This is a genomic window from Ureaplasma diversum (assembly GCF_000941095.1).
In the GTDB taxonomy this organism is placed as follows: domain Bacteria; phylum Bacillota_I; class Bacilli_A; order Mycoplasmatales; family Mycoplasmoidaceae; genus Ureaplasma; species Ureaplasma diversum.
On sequence record NZ_CP009770.1, the window covers coordinates 654,195 to 672,738 of the forward strand.

General features: G+C 29.0%; 12 protein-coding genes and 1 pseudogene. 6 read left to right on the forward strand and 7 right to left on the reverse strand.

Translation table 4 applies throughout. The features are described 5' to 3' along the window. A pseudogene (locus JM47_RS02580) lies at positions 1–1,478 on the forward strand (GA module-containing protein); the annotation flags it as partial. A 242-nt stretch (positions 1,479–1,720) separates the two neighbouring features. Further along, positions 1,721–4,321 carry an MAG2960 family serine endopeptidase lipoprotein gene (locus JM47_RS02585; protein ID WP_208894849.1) on the forward strand — a complete coding sequence of 867 codons (2,601 nt, stop codon included), beginning with the start codon at positions 1,721–1,723 and terminating at the stop codon, positions 4,319–4,321. Positions 4,322–4,901: 580 nt separating this feature from the next. Here the strand turns inward: JM47_RS02585 and JM47_RS02590 are convergent. From JM47_RS02590 to JM47_RS02620, 7 genes are all read right to left on the reverse strand, one after another. Continuing rightward, entirely contained in the window at positions 4,902–7,211 is a 2,310-nt protein-coding gene (locus JM47_RS02590; protein ID WP_208894850.1) for a putative immunoglobulin-blocking virulence protein, read from the reverse strand. A gap of 253 nt (positions 7,212–7,464) precedes the next feature. Next, entirely contained in the window at positions 7,465–7,893 is a 429-nt protein-coding gene (locus JM47_RS02595; protein ID WP_208894851.1) for a hypothetical protein, read from the reverse strand. Positions 7,894–7,901: 8 nt separating this feature from the next. Beyond that, positions 7,902–9,332: an NADP-dependent glyceraldehyde-3-phosphate dehydrogenase gene (locus JM47_RS02600; protein ID WP_208894852.1), complete on the reverse strand. Its 1,431-nt coding sequence runs from the start codon at positions 9,330–9,332 to the stop codon at positions 7,902–7,904. A gap of 21 nt (positions 9,333–9,353) precedes the next feature. Continuing rightward, positions 9,354–10,337, reverse strand: a complete 984-nt coding sequence (locus tag JM47_RS02605) for an aspartate--ammonia ligase (protein WP_208894853.1) — start codon at positions 10,335–10,337, stop codon at positions 9,354–9,356. Beyond that, positions 10,315–11,076 carry a CDP-diacylglycerol--glycerol-3-phosphate 3-phosphatidyltransferase gene (gene pgsA, locus JM47_RS02610; protein ID WP_208894854.1) on the reverse strand — a complete coding sequence of 254 codons (762 nt, stop codon included), beginning with the start codon at positions 11,074–11,076 and terminating at the stop codon, positions 10,315–10,317. Before pgsA ends, JM47_RS02605 begins: the two co-directional genes overlap by 23 nt. A gap of 5 nt (positions 11,077–11,081) precedes the next feature. After that, positions 11,082–12,443, reverse strand: coding sequence for an asparagine--tRNA ligase (gene asnS / locus JM47_RS02615; RefSeq protein ID WP_208894855.1), 1,362 nt, complete (start codon positions 12,441–12,443; stop codon positions 11,082–11,084). A gap of 77 nt (positions 12,444–12,520) precedes the next feature. Next, the gene (locus JM47_RS02620; RefSeq protein WP_208894856.1) at positions 12,521–13,213 is read right to left on the reverse strand and encodes a hypothetical protein; all 693 of its coding nucleotides are present in this window, start codon (positions 13,211–13,213) and stop codon (positions 12,521–12,523) included. A 122-nt stretch (positions 13,214–13,335) separates the two neighbouring features. Between JM47_RS02620 and JM47_RS02625 the strand changes: the two genes are divergently transcribed. The 4 genes from JM47_RS02625 (at position 13,336) to ruvX (ending at position 18,532) form a co-directional block, all read left to right on the forward strand. Continuing rightward, entirely contained in the window at positions 13,336–13,995 is a 660-nt protein-coding gene (locus JM47_RS02625) for a ribonuclease HII (protein WP_208894857.1), read from the forward strand. Positions 13,996–14,079: 84 nt separating this feature from the next. Then, a complete protein-coding gene (locus JM47_RS02630; protein ID WP_208894858.1) occupies positions 14,080–15,381 on the forward strand; it encodes a thymidine phosphorylase in 1,302 nt (433 codons plus the stop codon). A gap of 11 nt (positions 15,382–15,392) precedes the next feature. Next, the gene (alaS, locus tag JM47_RS02635) at positions 15,393–18,107 is read left to right on the forward strand and encodes an alanine--tRNA ligase (RefSeq protein ID WP_208894859.1); all 2,715 of its coding nucleotides are present in this window, start codon (positions 15,393–15,395) and stop codon (positions 18,105–18,107) included. Continuing rightward, positions 18,107–18,532 (forward strand): Holliday junction resolvase RuvX, encoded by a 426-nt coding sequence (gene ruvX, locus JM47_RS02640; RefSeq protein WP_208894860.1) that lies wholly within the window; start codon positions 18,107–18,109, stop codon positions 18,530–18,532. The genes alaS and ruvX overlap by 1 nt, the downstream gene beginning before the upstream one ends. The last annotated feature ends 12 nt before the right edge of the window (positions 18,533–18,544 follow it).

Here is an 18,544-nt window from a genome sequence, read left to right on the forward strand (position 1 = left end):
TAGTTGCAGCTTGTGCACCAACAAAGGCGAAACCAGCTAAACCCACTGAAAAGAAAGTAGAACAACCACAAACTAGTGGAACTGAATCTTCAAAACAAGGTAGTGGAAGTGGAAGTACTTCAACTGGTACTAAACAAGGTTTAGAAAATAATACTCCATCAACACCAACTGACAAAGGTTCAAACAATGGTGGATCAACAGAAGGGTCAAATGGTTCAACAAATACAAACCCAGGAGACCAAAGTTCACAAAATGGCGGAACTACAGATTCATCTGGTGGTACATCAAATGCTAACCCAGGAAGTGGTTCAACAAATACAAAACCAGGCAACGGTAACACAACAAGCCCTGGCAACCAAGGTTCAGGAAATGGTGGAACTACAGATTCATCTGGCGATTCAACTAACAAACCAGGCAATGGTGCAGAAGGTAATGGTTCACAAAACGGTGGAACTACAGATTCATCAGGTGGTACATCAAATGCTAACCCAGGGAATAGTGGAGAAACTAATGGTTCACAAAACGGTGGAACAACTACTGATAGCACAAATAAAGAATTAGAAGATAAGAAGACTGAAGTTAAAGAGAAGATTGGCAAACTGACTTCTTTATCACCTGATGATGTTAAAAAATACAAAGATGAAGTTGACGCTATCAAAGACCCTAAAGATATAGCTAAAGTTGATGAAGTATTAAAAGCAGCTGAACAAAAAGATAAGGAAGAAGCAGTAATAAAAAAAGCTTTAGCAGATCTTGAAACTAAGAAAAACGATGCTAAAGCTAAGATTGATAAATTAATTTCTTTATTACCAGATGATATTAAAAAATTCAAAGATGAAGTTGATGCTATCAAAGACCCTAAAGATATCACTAAAATTGAAGAAGTATTAACAAGAGCTAGACAAAAAGCATTAGAACAACTAAAAGTTAAGAGAGATGATGCTAAGGAAAAGATTAAAAAACTAGAACACTTATCTGAAGAACTAATGCAAGAATACAATAGCAAAGTTGATGCTGTAGTTGACCCTGAAGAAGCTAACAAAGTTGACGAAGCATTAAAAGCAGCTGAAGAAAAGCACAAAGAAATTCAATATAGCAAGTTTAAGGTTAAGGGTTTACAGTTTGAAAACACAACTACCCCACAAAAACAAAAAGTAAAACAATTACATGTATACATCACAGGTGATGATCAATTTATTAAAGAAATTGCTAAAAAACCTAATGCTACTATTACATTAAAGAATTCTACAGAACCTAAAACAAACCTTGCATTTAAATTTACAACGCCTGGAGTTTATTATGATACTAAAGATGAAATTGAAGTCATCAAATCATTTAGACTTGACGATGCAACAACATACACTATCGATACTATAGAAATATTTGATGGTGAGAAAACTTGACTTGCTAAGCTAGAAGGTAAGAAGTTAACATTTACACCTAAAACAGATAATAATTCATTATATAAATTTGAATAATAAGCCATTATTACAAACTTATTAACCACAATATAAAAATAAAAAATACCCCTTTTACTACCCAATGTAAACAGGGTATTTTTCTATTTAACCTTATACTAATCTCATCAAACCAACATAAGTTGATATTATTATCTAGATAATATAGATATATCTAATCTAGGTTAATAATTTTAATTAATCTAATTTATTTAGTTTTATAATTAATTCTTAATGTATATGAACATAATGGTTATTTAATTATGAAAAAGAGAACAAAGATTAAGTTATTACTATTTCCTACTCTCATTACTTTACCCTTAATAATAGCTTCTTGTACTAATAATCAAAAGAAGAATGATCCTACTATTAATGAATTAAGTCAACAAGTTAGAATATGAATTCCTAATTTAAATCAATTAGAAATTAATAAGGTTACTATTAAAGATATTAAATTAGAATTTGATCAACAACAAGTTAAAGCAAGTGTTCAATCATTAACTAAAGTTGATGATAATACTTTATTAGTTAAAGTTAAAATAACTAGCATCAAAGATGCTACTGATTTTATTTTTAAACAACAATCTTTTAGTGGATTTAAAAAGAGTAGTAATCAAGTTGAAAATGATAGATCAAAGAAAAGTGAAGATCTTAAGAGTAATGATTCATCAAATAAAACTAAAGATGGATCAAATAATCAAATAAATGATTCATCAACTTCAAATGGATCAAATAATAACAATGTATCTAAAGATAGTTCTAAAAATAAAGAAGTAACACCAAAGCAACAAAATGAATTAAATAACCAAAAACAAAAACCTGATGAAACTAATAAAAAACCATTAGTTCAAAGTAATCCTAAACCTGATAATAGTACTAATCAAGCACCTAAAATAAATCAAGATCAACCAATAAACCCAGATAAAAATACTCAACCTGATCAACCGATTATTAATCTAATAACTACAGGTGGTGATCAACATAGTCTGACTTATGATTTTTTAAAATCAAGCAACACTCATCAAATTATTCAACAAACAAATTCATACAAACAAGCTGTTGAAAAAATGAACCAATTCTTATATCATGGTTCAAATAATCAACCAATTAATTTCCGTCAAGGATATGATCCAAATTTAATTAAACAGTTCCAAGAAAATACTAGAGACATTGGTATGTTTGGTCATTTTGGCAAAAACGATGAAGAAAAGATAGCTTTTTATAATGATAGTCTTTCATATGATGGAATGATGAAACAAAAGTATTTAGCTAACTTTGCTGAAAACGAAAAGATTGGTGCTACTACACATTCTGTTGATTTTAAAGAAATAGTTTCTAAAAATCCATTTGGTTATTTACCATCGAATTTAAGTCAACTATTTTTCTATATGGATTTAAAATCAGCTTCAACTTTATTAAACCTTAAAGATATATCATCATTAAGAGCTAATTATGATGATAAAGAAGGAACTTTTGATTTATTAGTTAGTACATCTGATAATAGTAGATATCTTTTGTCAATTAATACAACTAATACAGATACTCTTAAAAAAGATGCTGATTTTTATAAGTATATCTATGATCATAGTTTTATGATTAAGATTGGGAGAATTGGTTATGAATATAATGATTTCTTTCCACATTTAAGCAAACTCAAAGCTGATCATGAACACGGTACAATGTGAGTAATGGATCGTGTTATTAATAAAGAAGCTGAAAAAGAAGGATATTACGAATTGTTAGTAGCAACTAATATTCACGTTTTTGGTTTTAGAAAACAATTTGATAAATCACTTTATTTTGAGCCAGATAATACTTCTGAAAAAGCTAAAAAATGAAATGCTGGTTTTTATGATTCTTTAACTTCTTATTATAGTAACGGTGAAATTAAAGTAAGTGAAAATAAGAAGTTTATCCACTTTGAAGCTACTAGAGGCGAAACAAATCTACCAATGCCAAATCGAGATATTAAAACTGATGATAGGGGCAATTTCTTTAGAGTTTTTAGTGCATATAATCAATATTTAGATGGGGTTTATTATACCCCAAGATATGAAGTTTCAGGAATTATGGGTAAGAATGTTACTGTTGGTGAAAAATATTTTGATAAATATGATACTGTAACAAGATATGGAAGTACTAAAAATGCTGGGGCAGACTTTGTACTTTTAAGACTTAAAATACATAAAGATAGACTCAAACTCATTTTACCAGCACTTGCTGAAGTAATCGGAACTGACAAGGAAAAAGATTGACATATTGGTGTTGGAAAAGATGAGAAATTTAGCCCAATAAAAACTCAATTTTATGGTGGATATCCAGTTCACGTGGACGAATACTTCCAACCAAAATGAGATCAAGGATCTCGTTCATTCAGTTTTAAATATAACAAATCAACTGGTGGTGTTGTAAACGCTATGAACAGGTTTGTTGATGAAAATAACTACCAATCATTATGAACAAAATATAATGAACAAGAAAATAAAGATTGAAACTCTCATAAAGAAAAATGAAAAAACTATGAAAAACCATTCATAGATGGCGAACATGGTATGCCAAAAAACGTTCTGGTCCAACATTCACACCTTTATACATATGCTCCATATGATAAAAGACATGATTTATTAGGTCCTGGTTCATCAGGTTCAGTTGCAATTGATTCTCACTTCAATTTAATAGGTATTAATTACTTATTTTCTGCTGATAGTACTAATAACACATACGCTAATGCGATCGCTCTAATGGAAGGTTTTGGAGATTACAAAAACAACTTTGATGGTAATCTAAGAACTGATATTAGAAATAAACTAATGAACGATAAAGTTTATACAGTTAAAATTAACCCAGAAAACAAACAATCATAAACCACTTAACTAATAGCCTTTTGATTGGTTATTAGTTTTTTTGTTTCTAGTTAGACAAACAATGAAAAACACCGCATTTGCGGTGTTGTATTAACTCATAGGAACTGTTTCTTTATGATACTTATTTTTGTTTTATGGTGTAGGAAAAGAGTAGAAGCTTTTTTAATATTTTTTTAAATTTAACTAATTATCTTTTATTGATTAGTTAATACCAATAGATTGAATTAAGAGAAAACTATTAGAAGGACAAACTAAAGAGTTTTAATAAAATAACTCAAGGAGATAGAGAAAAGGAAATAGTAGTATCTATGGTGATAGTAAAAGCCCTATGATGATTAATGTTATATAGTAGTTATATTAGCCGATATATAACGAAAAAATTATAACAAAAATATAATTTGCAATTTGGTATACATACCTTTAAATTAAAGGTTTTAAAAATGGTATTTTATTCTTTATAATTGATGATATTTGTGCTAGTAAAATAATCTATTTTGTTGATTATGGATTAGTCAATAAGAGTAGTTTTAAAGAATAAGGGATAATAAAAACCTAGTATTAACTAGGTTGTTTATTAGTATTATGTGATATCTAAAGCGTCGCCTTCAGATTGCTCAATAACATTAAAACCAGACGCTTTGAGCTGTTTAGCTAATTTACTTAATTTTGGATCTACATAGATTTTAGTAGCAGTTTTATCTGTAAAACTTTCTTTACCATAATCACGTAATATTCTTAAATTTTCTACACCATTTGAATCAATTTCTAAATCTTTCTTAGATGTAACTCTAATGCTTGTAGTTTGTTTTCCATTTGAGAATGTAATTTTAGTTGGTGGATACATAGATCCTGGGATTTCTAAAACATAATTAAATTGAGCTTTATTTAAGTCTTCAACATCAATTGCGAATGTAGATTTATCATTGAATAGTTTTAAACGTATTAGTTTACGTAAACCATTCTTCTTTTTAACATCTTCAAACAATAGACCACGAAGAGAAGTAAGTTTTGTACGACTTAAATCAAGACCGATTGGGTAGCTATTTCCTTTTTCGTTGTGATCGGGTCGATTACCTTGTCCCATTGCACCTTGGAAGAATGGTTCATTATTTCTTACAGTATAAACCATTTGTAATCCTCAGTTGATTCTCTCCATTTTATCTTCCCATTCAGTTCTATCTTTTAAAATGTCGCTTTGATCAAAAGCAATTGAGTCAAAGACAATTCGACTATATTTCTTAACACCAGTAGCAAAGTCTTTTGAAACATTGTAATCATTAGTGTTGATTCATGTGGTATTACGAACAGCATATGGGTTAAATGATCAATCTTCAAGTAATGGATTTATTGAAGTATATAATGAAAGTTCAGAGATTTTTTTATTTTCAAGTGCAAGAAGTGCAGAAGTATTCGTCGTTTCAAAGAATAGTTCTAACATTTGTATCTTATCAGGTAGCTCACTTAATATTTGTTTAAAACGTTGGTTTGAATCTGACGAACCCATATTTTTAAAACGATAACCAGTGATTTCAACTTTATCTCTTTTTAGTTCTTGTAGAAGTTTAACAGATTTTTGATATCCTTCTTTGTTAGCAAAATTAATTTCTAATACAATACCTTCATTTCTGTATTTGTCTGATTTTTGTTCACGTTCATATTTTAAAAATGAAACACCATGTCTTTCATCTGCACCATATTTACTATATTGGGTAGTAACGTAAGATTTTTTTCAACCATAATAATCACCAGTTCCAACAGAACTTGGTGGACGATTAAAAGGAGTTTTATGTCCAAATGTTCGATATTGTTCGTTATCACGTTCAAGACGAGATGTTACTTTATTATGCCCTGGTAATGGACTATATGTATTTGATGATAGACGACCATTTTCATCAACATATAAGTTTCTAGGGTCAATAATAAATCCTTCCTTAATATTTTTTTCAGCTTCAGCAGTTAGTTCAGTGAATTTACTCATATCAAGATATTGAAGAAGTCTTAAATATTTTGGCGCTCCAGATAATTTTTTAATTTCAGGATATTTTTGTTTACCTTCATCAGTTAAAAAATCTAAAACTTTATCACCGTTATCAAATAATGGTTTTCATCGTTCAAAAACTTGTTTTCAGTGATCAGGGTTATTGTTAGCAAAAGCCTGCAATTCTTCATCCTTCAATTGTTTAACACTATTTTTTAAACTTTGTGGAAAATGATAAGTACTTAACCCTTTTTTAACATTGTCAACACTTGCTTTTCTAACAGCTTCAGTGAATTCTAAGCCTAAAACTTCTGGAACTATAACAGCTTTATATCAATCTGCTCCGTTAGGGTTTGCAATTCCTGCTTTTTCTCAAGATTTATAAATTTCTCTATTTGGTTGCTGCTGTTGTTTATACCTTACTTTTATACCACCAAGATCTGTAATTGCTTCAGACTCTTTCTCTTCAACTGGTGGTAGTTTTAGCGGTTCAACTGGATCTTCTGGTGCATTTGGTTTTAAAGTTTCATCTTTTTGTGGCTCAGGCTCAGGGGCGGGAGCAGGGGCTGGCTCAGGAGCTGGTTGAGGCACTGGTTCAGGAGCAGGATCTGGTTCTGATTCTTTTATTTCTTCTTTTGGTTTTTCTGGTTTAGGTTGTTCTTTTGGATCTTGAATCACTTCAGGAGCTTTGATTTCAGGAACTTTTTGATCTTCTTTTTCAGTATTATCTGGTTTTGGAGATTGCTTATTATCTTCGATTTTTTCAACTTGTTCAGTTTTATAAATGACTCCACGAACAGAATCTTTAATATCTAACCCATTACCACCAAATGTGATACCTAAAGCAATTGCTGTAGCTGCAATTGCTGAACTGACTGCAATTCCGATTGCAAGTTTATGTACTAGTTTCATAAAGATCCTTTCGTTGAATTATATTTAGTATTACATACTAAAATATTTCATTTTATATATTAATAAATGATCTAAATATTATTAATTAGGTGTAATATTTTAGCAAAGATTTTTATATTGTCAATAAATTTAATAGCTTTTAAATTGATTTTTAAAAATAGGTTTTAATAATTAAAACATTTAACAATATGATAATTAAAAACCTATTATAGAATGATTAAATTAATTAATAAAATTAGTTATTTTACTGATTTTAGATTGTTTTAGCTGCTTTAATTTGTAGTTCAGTAATTAGTAATTGAAAACTTTTAAAATACTTAGAAGGAACTACTAAAAAGGCTTGGTTTGGTTCAAAAGCTAGTTTTAGATCAAAAGTAATTTTGATCTGATTATTAGCTGAATCTAAAACCACTTTAGTTGGTTTAAAACTAGCTCTTGTTTTTAGTTGTGGACTTGTTTGTTGAAAATCAAAACTAGTGTTTGCTAATTCTTTTTCAGAAATCTTTTGATCTGATTTAAAAACAATTTCAACTAGTTGTTGATCTTTAGTTTTATAGAGTTGATATGTAACTGGATCAATTGAACGTTGTGAACAAGCAACTGCACTAACTACGATTCCAAGCGAAACTAAACTAGTTGATGTAATTAATAACATTTTTTTAATTTGATTTTTTTTAAGCATATTAACTCCTATTTATTAATTACAACACCCTTTATTGTTGTCATTGATAAGATAGCATCAACTATTCCTTGGATTCCAAAACCTGAGTCTTTAACTCCAAAGAAAGGAAGAATATCAGGACCTCTTGAACTTGAACGGTTGATATTAATTGTACCAGATTCAATTTGTAATGCTAATTGTTCAATATTATCTAAATTAGATGTGAAAACACTAGCTTGAAGTCCATATTCAGATCGATTAATTAATTCTAATGCTTGATCTAAATGATCATATACAATAATTGGAAGAATTGGACCAAATGGTTCTTCTCAAGCAATACGCATTTGTTCATTTACTTGATCAACAACCATTGGATAAAGTAGATTATGGCTATGATCTACTTTTAGTTCTTGACATCAAACTGCCCCTTTATTTTTAGCATCTTCTAATAAATCAATATTATATTTAACAGTATTGTTATTAATTAAAGGCACAATAGTTGGATTATCTTTTGGTAAACCAACAGTTAGTTGATTTACTTTTTGATTAATTAAACTTAATAGTTGATCATGGTTTTTAGATGATACAAAAACTCGTTTAATGGCTGTACAACGTTGACCACTATAACTAAATGCCCCTTTAACAATTTCATTAGCTGCTAATTCTAGATCAGCATCATCTAATACAAGTGCAGGATCTTTTCCCCCTAATTCAAGCACTAAAGAGATTTTAGATGTGATCTGAGCCATTCTATTTCCGACTTTAGGTCCACCTGTAAAACTTAATGCTTTCACATATTGATTAGTTACTAATAAATCACCATATTTACGAGCATCTGTTGTTAAACAGTTAATTACTCCAGGTGCATATCCAGCTTGATGTGCTAGTTCAGCTAATTTAATACCAATCATTGCTCCTTGTGTTGATGGTTTATAAACAACACTATTTCCAGCTACAAGAGCAGGAGCAAGTTTTGAAATTAATAAGTTAATTGGATAATTAAAAGGAGAAATAGCTAAAACTACACCAACTGGTAAACGATAATAAGTTGCTACTTTATTTTTAACTCCATGAATTGATTGATCAAACACAGTTGGATTTTTAATTAGTTTTAAGTATTCAACATTAGTTGCACGCATATATTCAACACTTCGTTCAACTTCTACTAAACTATCTTTATATCCCTTAGCAACTTCATTCATAATAATTGTTGCTAACTCTTCTTTATTAGATTCAATTAAGCTAGCAAACTTTTCTAATAAAGCAACTCTATCTTCTATTGAACTATCTTTATATTTTAAATAAGCATTATGTGCTTGTTTAAAAATATCATTGATTTGTGCTTCATCATCAATATTAGGAACTAGTGCTAATAGTTCATTGTTAGCTGGGTTGTACACTTCTAAACTATTTTTAGTATTAATGAATTGTCCATTAATTAATGTTTTGATTTGGTTCATATTTTATCTCCTTCTATTGAATTATAATAAATAGATCTTCTGCTTCTTAGATTGATTAATTGTATCATCATCTCAAACAGATACTTGGACTTGACCAATGTGTTCACATTGTAACAAGAACATACATAAACGACTCTGACCAATTCCTCCCCCAATAGTTGATGGTAGTTGATTATTTAACATTAAATCATAATATAAATCAGAATGGGTATTAGGATCAATGTTAGCAAACTTAGTTTGCTTAATAAAACTTTCTTTATTAACTCTAATTCCCATTGATGAGAGTTCAAGAGCAAAATCATTAATTGGATGATATACGACAAGATCTCCATTTAATAATCAATCATCATATTCTGGTGATCTGCTTGATTGGATTAAATTTGATTTAAGTGGATATCCAACTTGATATATAAAAATTGCTTTATGGATTTTAGCAAATTCATATTCTCTTTGATCTGGATCTAGATGTGGATATAGATCTTCTAGTTCTTGTGAACTTATAAACACAATATCTTCATTTAATAGATCATAATCTAGATTAAATTGTAACTTAATAGCTAAATAGGTTGATTTAAGAGCTTGGTAGATCTTTTTAACAATTGAAAACAAAAAAGCTAGATTACGATCTGTATCATTAATTAATAGTTCTCAATCCCATTGGTCTACATAGATTGAATGCTTACTATCAACATCATCATGTGCACGAATGGCATTCATATCAGTATAAAGCCCTTCATAAGTTTCAAACTCATACTTAACTAAAGCTAAACGTTTTCATTTAGCTAATGATTGGACAATTTCAAGTGTTTTATTTAGTTTAGGGACATAAAAACTAACAGGTGCTTGTTTATGATCTAATTGATCATTAATTCCTAGTTGTTGATCAACAAACAAAGGAGCACTAACTCGATATAAATTAAGTTCATGAGCTAAGTTAGCTTGGAAATGGTTTTTAATAGCAACAATCGCTTTTTGGGTTTGATTAATACTTAGTTGTTTTTTCATCTTCTTGATTCTTTTTTCTTTTTAGATATTGTTTGTAATATAAACTAAAGTAGATAATTCCAGATATTAAACTAATTAATGTAGCTAAATATAAACTAGCATTAATTCCATAAGTATATCCAATTCTAATGTTTGATGTATGTAATGGATCATAACAAAAAAGTAAAGAGATGATACTTGCAAACAAAATTACGGTTTTGATTTTACCTAATCAATTAGCTGGAATAATTTGTTTATGAGCACTTGCATACATTCTTAATCCATCAACAAAAATATCTCTAAAAATATTTAAAACTACTAAGTAAACAAAAGTAGTTTGATCAACAGCTAAACAAACTAATACCCCATTTACTAATAATTTATCTGCTATTGGATCAAAGATTTTACCAAAAGCTGAAACAACTTGATATTTTCGTGCAATATAACCATCTAAAAAGTCTGAGAATGCAGCAACTATGAATAAAATACCAGCTCACATTCGAAAATGTGTAATCCCTATATGCATTTGGTTAATGAAAATATTTTGGTTATTTTTAACACTAAAAAAATAAGCATATCCTGGAAAGTTGCCAGGGATTGCAACATATAAATTAACTAAAAGTAAAATAACTACTAAAAAAGCTAAAATGATGCGAAATGATGTAATGATGTTAGGAACATGTTTTCATTTCTTTTGGATCTTTGGATCAATTAGTTTTTTAATTGTTTTGTTTTCATTAGTTTGAATTGATAAAGACATAATAATTAGAATTCGATTTGCCCATGGCTTCTTGGGAATGGAATTGTATCTTTAATGTTATTAACCCCTGTTACATACATTACTAAACGTTCAAATCCAAGTCCATAACCTGAAGACATATAATAACCATAACGACGTAAGTCTAAATATCATTGTAGATTACTTAATGGTAAATGTAATTCATTGATTCGGTTTAATAATTTATCATAACAAGCTTCACGTTGTGAACCACCAACTAATTCACCAATACCTGGAACTAATAAATCAGTTGAAGCAACTGTTTGTTGATCATCATTAAGTTTCATATAAAAAGCTTTAATGTCTTTAGGGTAGTTTTGTAAGAACACAGGGCTTTTGTAATGGTTTTCACATAAATATCGTTCATGTTCACTTGCTAAATCCATTCCAAAAGCAATTGTATTGTTTTCAAATTCATAGCCATTTTTTACAGCTTCTTCTAAAATAGAGATCGCTTGTCTGTATTCAACTCGTTTAAAATCAGAATTAACTACACTTTCTAGTTTTTGGATTAAATTAGCATCATATTTAGAAGCTAAGAAATCAAGTTCAACTTTATTAATAGTTAAAGTTTTATTGATTACATATTTAAGCATATCTTCAATGTGATCTTGCATTTGTGATAGGTTTGTAAATGCCATTTCTGGTTCCATCATTCAGAATTCTGCTAAATGACGATTTGTATGACTTTTTTCAGCTCTAAAAGTTGGACCAAAAGTATAAACATTACCAAAAGCTTGAGCATATGCTTCAGCTTGTAGTTGTCCAGTTACGGTTAAATGGGTTGGTTTAGAGAAGAAGTGTTCATTATCAATTTTTTCTAAACTAAATGTTTCTCCAGCCCCTTCAGCATCATTCCCTGTAAAAAGCGGAGCTGCTACTCATAAGAAATCATGGTTCATCATATATTCATGAATGGCTTGAGCTAAAGTTGAACGAACTTTCATAATACTGTGAAATAAATTAGTTCGAACTCTTAAGTGAGCATTAGTTCTTAATACTTCAAGACTTAAGTCATTATTAGCAATTAAGAAGTCTTCATCACTTGCTTTAAGAATAGTAATTTGATTAGCTACTAATTCAAATGCTTGTTTAGCATTTGGTGTACTTTTTAAAATACCTTTAACTTCAAGTGCTGTTCACATACGTGCACTTGCTACTTCATTATAATTACTAATTAAATCCTGCTTATAAACAACTTGTAAATTATTAAAACAACTTCCATCATTAAGTACTAAAAAACCTAGTTTTTTAGAATCACGATTTGATTTAACTCATGCTTTAATAGTTAATTCTTGTTCATAAAGTGATGAACATTGACTATAAATATCTTTGATTTTAATTTGCATAAATACCTACTCTTCTTAAATTTAAAACTAAAAGCAAAACACAGTTTAATGTTTTGCTTTTAATATTAGGTTCAATTTTATTTCTTAGCTTTAAGTTCTTTTTCAAGACGTTTTTGTTCTCGAATTCGTTCACGTTCAGCTTGCATTTGCTCGAACTTCTTTTCAGCTTCATCCTTGTTTGCTTGTGTTTGTTTTACAAGGTTAAACATTTTTCAACCAGCTTCACTCATTCCTTCATTACGAAGTTTACGATAACGAACATATTTACCTTCAGATTTCTTTCTAACTGGAGCTGGTGGTTCTTGAACAACAATAATTGGATCTTGTTGTTTTTCAACTTCAACAATCTTTTCTTGATAAACTGGTTTCTCTACTTCAACACGTTTTTCAACCTCTACTACTTTTTCAACATAGACAGGTTTCTCAACTTCTACACGTTTTTCAACCTCTACTACTTTTTCAACATAGACAGGTTTTTCTACTTCTACTATCTTCTCAACTTCTACAATCTTTTCAATTACTTGTGGTTTGTCTGAAGTATTAACTTCTAAATCTAAAACTACATTTGGTTTTAAGATTTCTTGTTCGATGTAGTTGTATTCCTTGACATTGTCATTAGTATTAGCATCATATAATGCAGCATGATAGTCACATCATTGCTTGTGTTCGATATCATTAAGACGTTGTTTTAGTAAATTAACTTGATTAGCAACTTTTCTTAATTCTAATAATTCTTTTACTTGGGGATCATGTTTTCTGTCAAATGCCATTTTCTATCTCCTACTAAAATTGATACTAATTCTAAATGTTTGTTGATTTAAATCAATTTATTTTTATTTATAAATTAATAATACAATTTTAACATTAAAAAGAAATATAAAACCTAAAAACTATGAACAAAAGCAACAAAACAAAAACTAAATTAACAAAACCTAAGCAAAATAACATCTCACTTTATGAGTATGATCAAGCTCTTTATAATGATCAAATTAGATATATTGCTGGGGTTGATGAAGTAGGAAGAGGAGCTTTAGCAGGTCCTGTTGTTGCTTGTTGTTTAATCCTTAAAAAAGGATTTTATGATCCTTTAGTTAATGATTCTAAAAAAGTAGCTAAAAAACATTATCGTAGTTTAGCAAATTTAATTAAACAAAACTGTGTTGCTTATGGAATTGGAGTTGTTGATTCACAAACAATTGATCAAATCAATATCCTGAATGCAACAAAATTAGCAATGCTAAAAGCAGTTGAACAAGTTTTAGAGACAGTTAATATCGATTTATTATTAATTGATGCACTACAAGTTGATTTAGATCTTAATCAAAAAGAAATTATCAAGGGTGATCAAACTAGTTTTAGTATTGCAGCAGCTAGTATTGTAGCAAAAGATTTTAGAGATCAATTAATGGTTGAATATGATCAACTATATCCATCTTATGGATTTGCTAAGAATGTTGGATATGGAACCAAAAACCATTTTAATGCAATAGAACAATATGGGATTACACAAATCCATAGACTTAGTTTTAATCATAAGAAATCAAAAATATAACCGTTGTTTATAGTTTTAGTTTTGGCATTTAATCTTAACTTTGTTAAAATATTAGATACGTATGCAATAAGGAAATTAGCTATTGTGTTAAATATTATTGAAATTATTACTAAAAAGAAAAATAACCAACCTTTAAGTGAACAAGAAATTAAATATGTTTATGAAGGATTTGTAAATAAAGAAATTAAAGACTACCAAATGGCAGCTTTTTTAATGGCTGTTAACTTTAATGGATATAATGATCAAGAACAATACTTTGCTACTAAAGCAATGATTGAATCAGGAACAACAATTGATTTAAGATTAGAAAATGAAATTGTAGTTGATAAGCACTCTTCAGGGGGTGTTGGTGATAAGGTATCAATCATTATGACACCATTACTAGCAGCACTTGGATTATGTGTTGGTAAGATGAGTGGACGAGGACTTGGTCATACTGGGGGAACGATTGATAAATTAGAATCCCTTAAATTAAACTTAGACTTTGATTTAAATACTTACAAACAACAACTAGAGCAAACACATTTACTGTTAACTGGGCAAAGTGATAGTATGGTAGTAGCTGATAAAGAGATTTATGCTTTACGTGATGTAACAGGAACTTCTGATGTTTTTGATTTAATTGCTGGAAGCATTATGTCTAAGAAATTAGCATTAATCACAGATTATATCTTCTTAGATATTAAAGTTGGGGATGGAGCTTTTTGTAAAACTGTACAACAAGGTGAACAATTAGCTAATAAAATGATTCAATTATCTAAACAATTTAATCGAAAAACAATAATCCATTTAACAAACATGGATCAACCACTAGGGCAAGCAATTGGTAATGCTATTGAAGTTAAAGAAAGTGTTGATTACTTATTAGGTAAAAAAGTATCTGATGATTTATACAATTTAATTAACACTTTCTTAATTGATATTTTATTAGCTACTAAAAAAGCTAATAATCAACAAGAAGCACAAGCTTTAATAGATGAAGTAATAGCATCTAAAAAAGGGTTTGATAAGTTTGTAGAATGAGTACGATGAATGAATGGGGATGTTGATTCATTACTTAATGATACTTATTTCAATCCAGCATATAAAGTTGATTTATATGCTAAAGAAGAAGGATATTTAGATTTTGTTTCAACTAAAGAATTAGGAATGATCAATGTTGATCTAAAAGCAGGTAGAAAAACAAAAACAGATCAACTAGACTATCATGCAGGAATTTATTTACATAAAAAAACAAATGATTATCTAAAAGCTGGAGATCATATAGCAACACTTTATGCTTCTGAACCAATCAATGAATCAGTATGTGAACGATTTTATAATAATTTAGTTTATAACCAAAAACCAAAAACAGTTTTACCAATCATTATTAAAGTTATTGAATAAAAGGAGAATCTATGTTAAAACTTAGCACAAGTCAGATTCGTAATAAATGAATTGAGTTCTTTAAAAAACATGATCATATGTTTATTGAACCAGCTTCATTGATTCCTGAAAATGACCCATCGATTTTGTGAATTAACTCAGGTGTAGCTACTCTTAAAGACTATTTCTCAGGAAAAGAAAACCCCCCAGCTAACCGATTAGTTAACTCACAAAAAGCAATAAGAACTAATGATATCTTTAATGTTGGTCAAACAAGTCGACACCATACATTATTTGAAATGTTAGGTAATTTTTCAATTGGTGATTATTTCAAAGAAAAAGCAGTTGATCTAGCTTATGAGTTTTTAGTTAAAGAATTAGAAATTGATATTAATAAATTATGATTCACTGTTTATGAAGATGATGAAGAAACAATTAGTTATTGAAAAAAATATAACATTAAAGATGAACGAATTCTAAGATGTGGAAGAGATCGTAACTTCTGAGATATTGGTTCAGGACCTTGTGGACCTTGTACAGAGATTCACTATGATCGGGGTGAAAAATACGATCCTTTAAAGATTGGTGAAAAACTAATTTTAGAAGATATTGAAAACGATCGGTTTGTTGAAATCTGAAACATTGTTTTTTCTCAATTTAATAATGATGGTAAAGGTAATTACACTGAACTTAAGCGTAAAAACATTGATACAGGAGCAGGACTTGAAAGAATAGCTTCTATTTCGCAAGATGTTCCTACTAACTTTGATGCTGATAATTTCCAAACAATTATTCATGCAACTGAACAATTCTCTACTTTTAAATACGATATTAATAACTACTTTAATAAAGATCAAAAACAAAGTGAAATTAACTTTGCATATAAAGTAATAGCAGATCACTTTAGAGCTGCAGTGTTTGCTATTGCAGATGGAGCTGTACCTAGTAATAAAGAACGGGGCTATATCTTAAGAAGATTAATAAGAAGAGCTGCTGTTTTAGCTAAAAAACTAGAAATTAATGATCCAGCTTGAGTTAATGCGGCAATCGATGGGGTTGTTTTATCAATGGGTGATTTTTATTCTTATTTAAGAACAAAAATCATTGATAAAGTTAAACTAATCTTAAATAAGGAAATTAATTTATTTGAGAAAACACTTAAACAAGGATTAAGTGTTTTTGAAGCTAATACTAAAAATAATAGTTTAGATAAAAACATTACTTTTAAATTAGTTGATACTTATGGATTTCCAATTGAATTAATTAAAGAATTAGCTAAAGCTAAAAATATTGAAATTGATCTAGAAGCATTTGAAGAAATGTTTAAACAACACCAATTGATTTCAAAAAACAAAAACACATCAATTACTGCTCTTGAACAACAAAATGAAAGTTTACTTAAACTTGATTTAGAATCTAAATTCTACTATCACACTTTTAGTATTGATCAAGCTAAAGTAATTAAGTTATATGATCAAAACTTTAATGAAGTTGATCAACTTGAATATGAAGATGGATATGTTGTCTTTGATCAAACCTGTTTTTATGCAACATCTGGGGGACAGGTCAATGATACAGGTTATATCATTGCTGATAATGAAAAATATTTTGTTGATGATGTAATTAAAGCACCTAATCTTCAACATGTTCACCATACTATTGAAGCTAAATTAGCTTTAGATCAAATTGTTCGTTTAGAAATTAATAAACAAGATCGAATCAATATTACAGCTAACCATTCAGCTGAACACTTATTACAATATTGTTTAAGAAAAGTAATTAGTCAAGATATTAAACAAGAAGGGGCTGCTAAATACCCTTATAAGGTTACGTTTGATTTTACACACCATGAACCCCTAACTAAAGAGAAGATCATTGAAGTTGAAAACGCAATGAATCAAATTGTAGCTGAACACCATGAAGCTAAAGAATTGCACTTAAGCTTAAAAGAAGCTAAAGAAATGGGAGCAATGGCTTTTTTTGGTGAAAAATATAAAGAAATTAAAGGTAAGTTGCGTGTTATGAGCATTGGACCAACTTTAGAGTTGTGTGGGGGAACACATGTTCATAATACAGAAGATATAGAACGAGTTAAAATAATTGATTTTAGTTCAAAAGGATCAGGATCTTGACGGATCACAATGATCACAAGAAATGAAAACCTTAATAAGTATGCTATTGATCAACAAACTAACTTTAAACATGAACTAACTAAATTAAGTCAGTTAATTGATCTAACTAATAGTTCTGTTTTAGATCAATATAATCAATTTATTAATCAAGATGAAATCAATATTGATCAATTAGATCAATTAACTGATCAGTTTAATAATCTTAAAGAAGAATTATTAAAACTAAAATTAGAACAAGATAAACAAGAAGCTAAAAATAGCTTATTAGCAATTAAAAAAGCATTTAATCAATCAACTGATCAGATCCGGATTCAAACATTTAAGAATGAAGATAATAAAATTATCTTTAATGCTTTATCCGAATTAATTAATGAAAACTTAAGTACAGTCTTTATTAGTTTTAATGTTGTCGATGATGCTAAGGTTCAATACTTATTAGCAACTAATGAACAATTTGCTAAAAATAACAATATTAACTTAAACACTTGAGCTAAAAACTTAAATGTAGTAGAAAACACAAAAGGTGGGGGAAAACCATATTTTGTACAAGGGGGTTGTTCTTCAAACAATGCTCTTGATCAATTCTTAGCAATTAGTAAGGAATTTAAAATTTAATGCGTAAACTTGGTTTAGATTTAGGAACTAAAACTTGTGGTTTTGCAATTTCAGATGAATTAGGAATTATTGCATCAGGACTTGAAAACTTCACTTATGAAGAGTTAAATACAATTTTAGTAATTGAAAGAATCAAATATTGATTAAATCAATATCAAAATCAAGTTGATACAATCATACTTGGATATCCTACAAATGTATATGATGGTTCTAAAAATGAACGAACACTATATATTGAAGCTTTTTATTCATTATTAAAAGAACACTTCACTGATCTAAAAATTGTATATATGGATGAACGCTTTAGTACAAGGATTGCAACGCAACGACTTAAAGATTGTAATCTTAAAGCAGCTAAGATTAAAAAGATAAAAGATAAGATGAGTGCAGTTGTAATCTTAGAGAGCTATTTAAACCAAAGATAATAACTTAAAGGA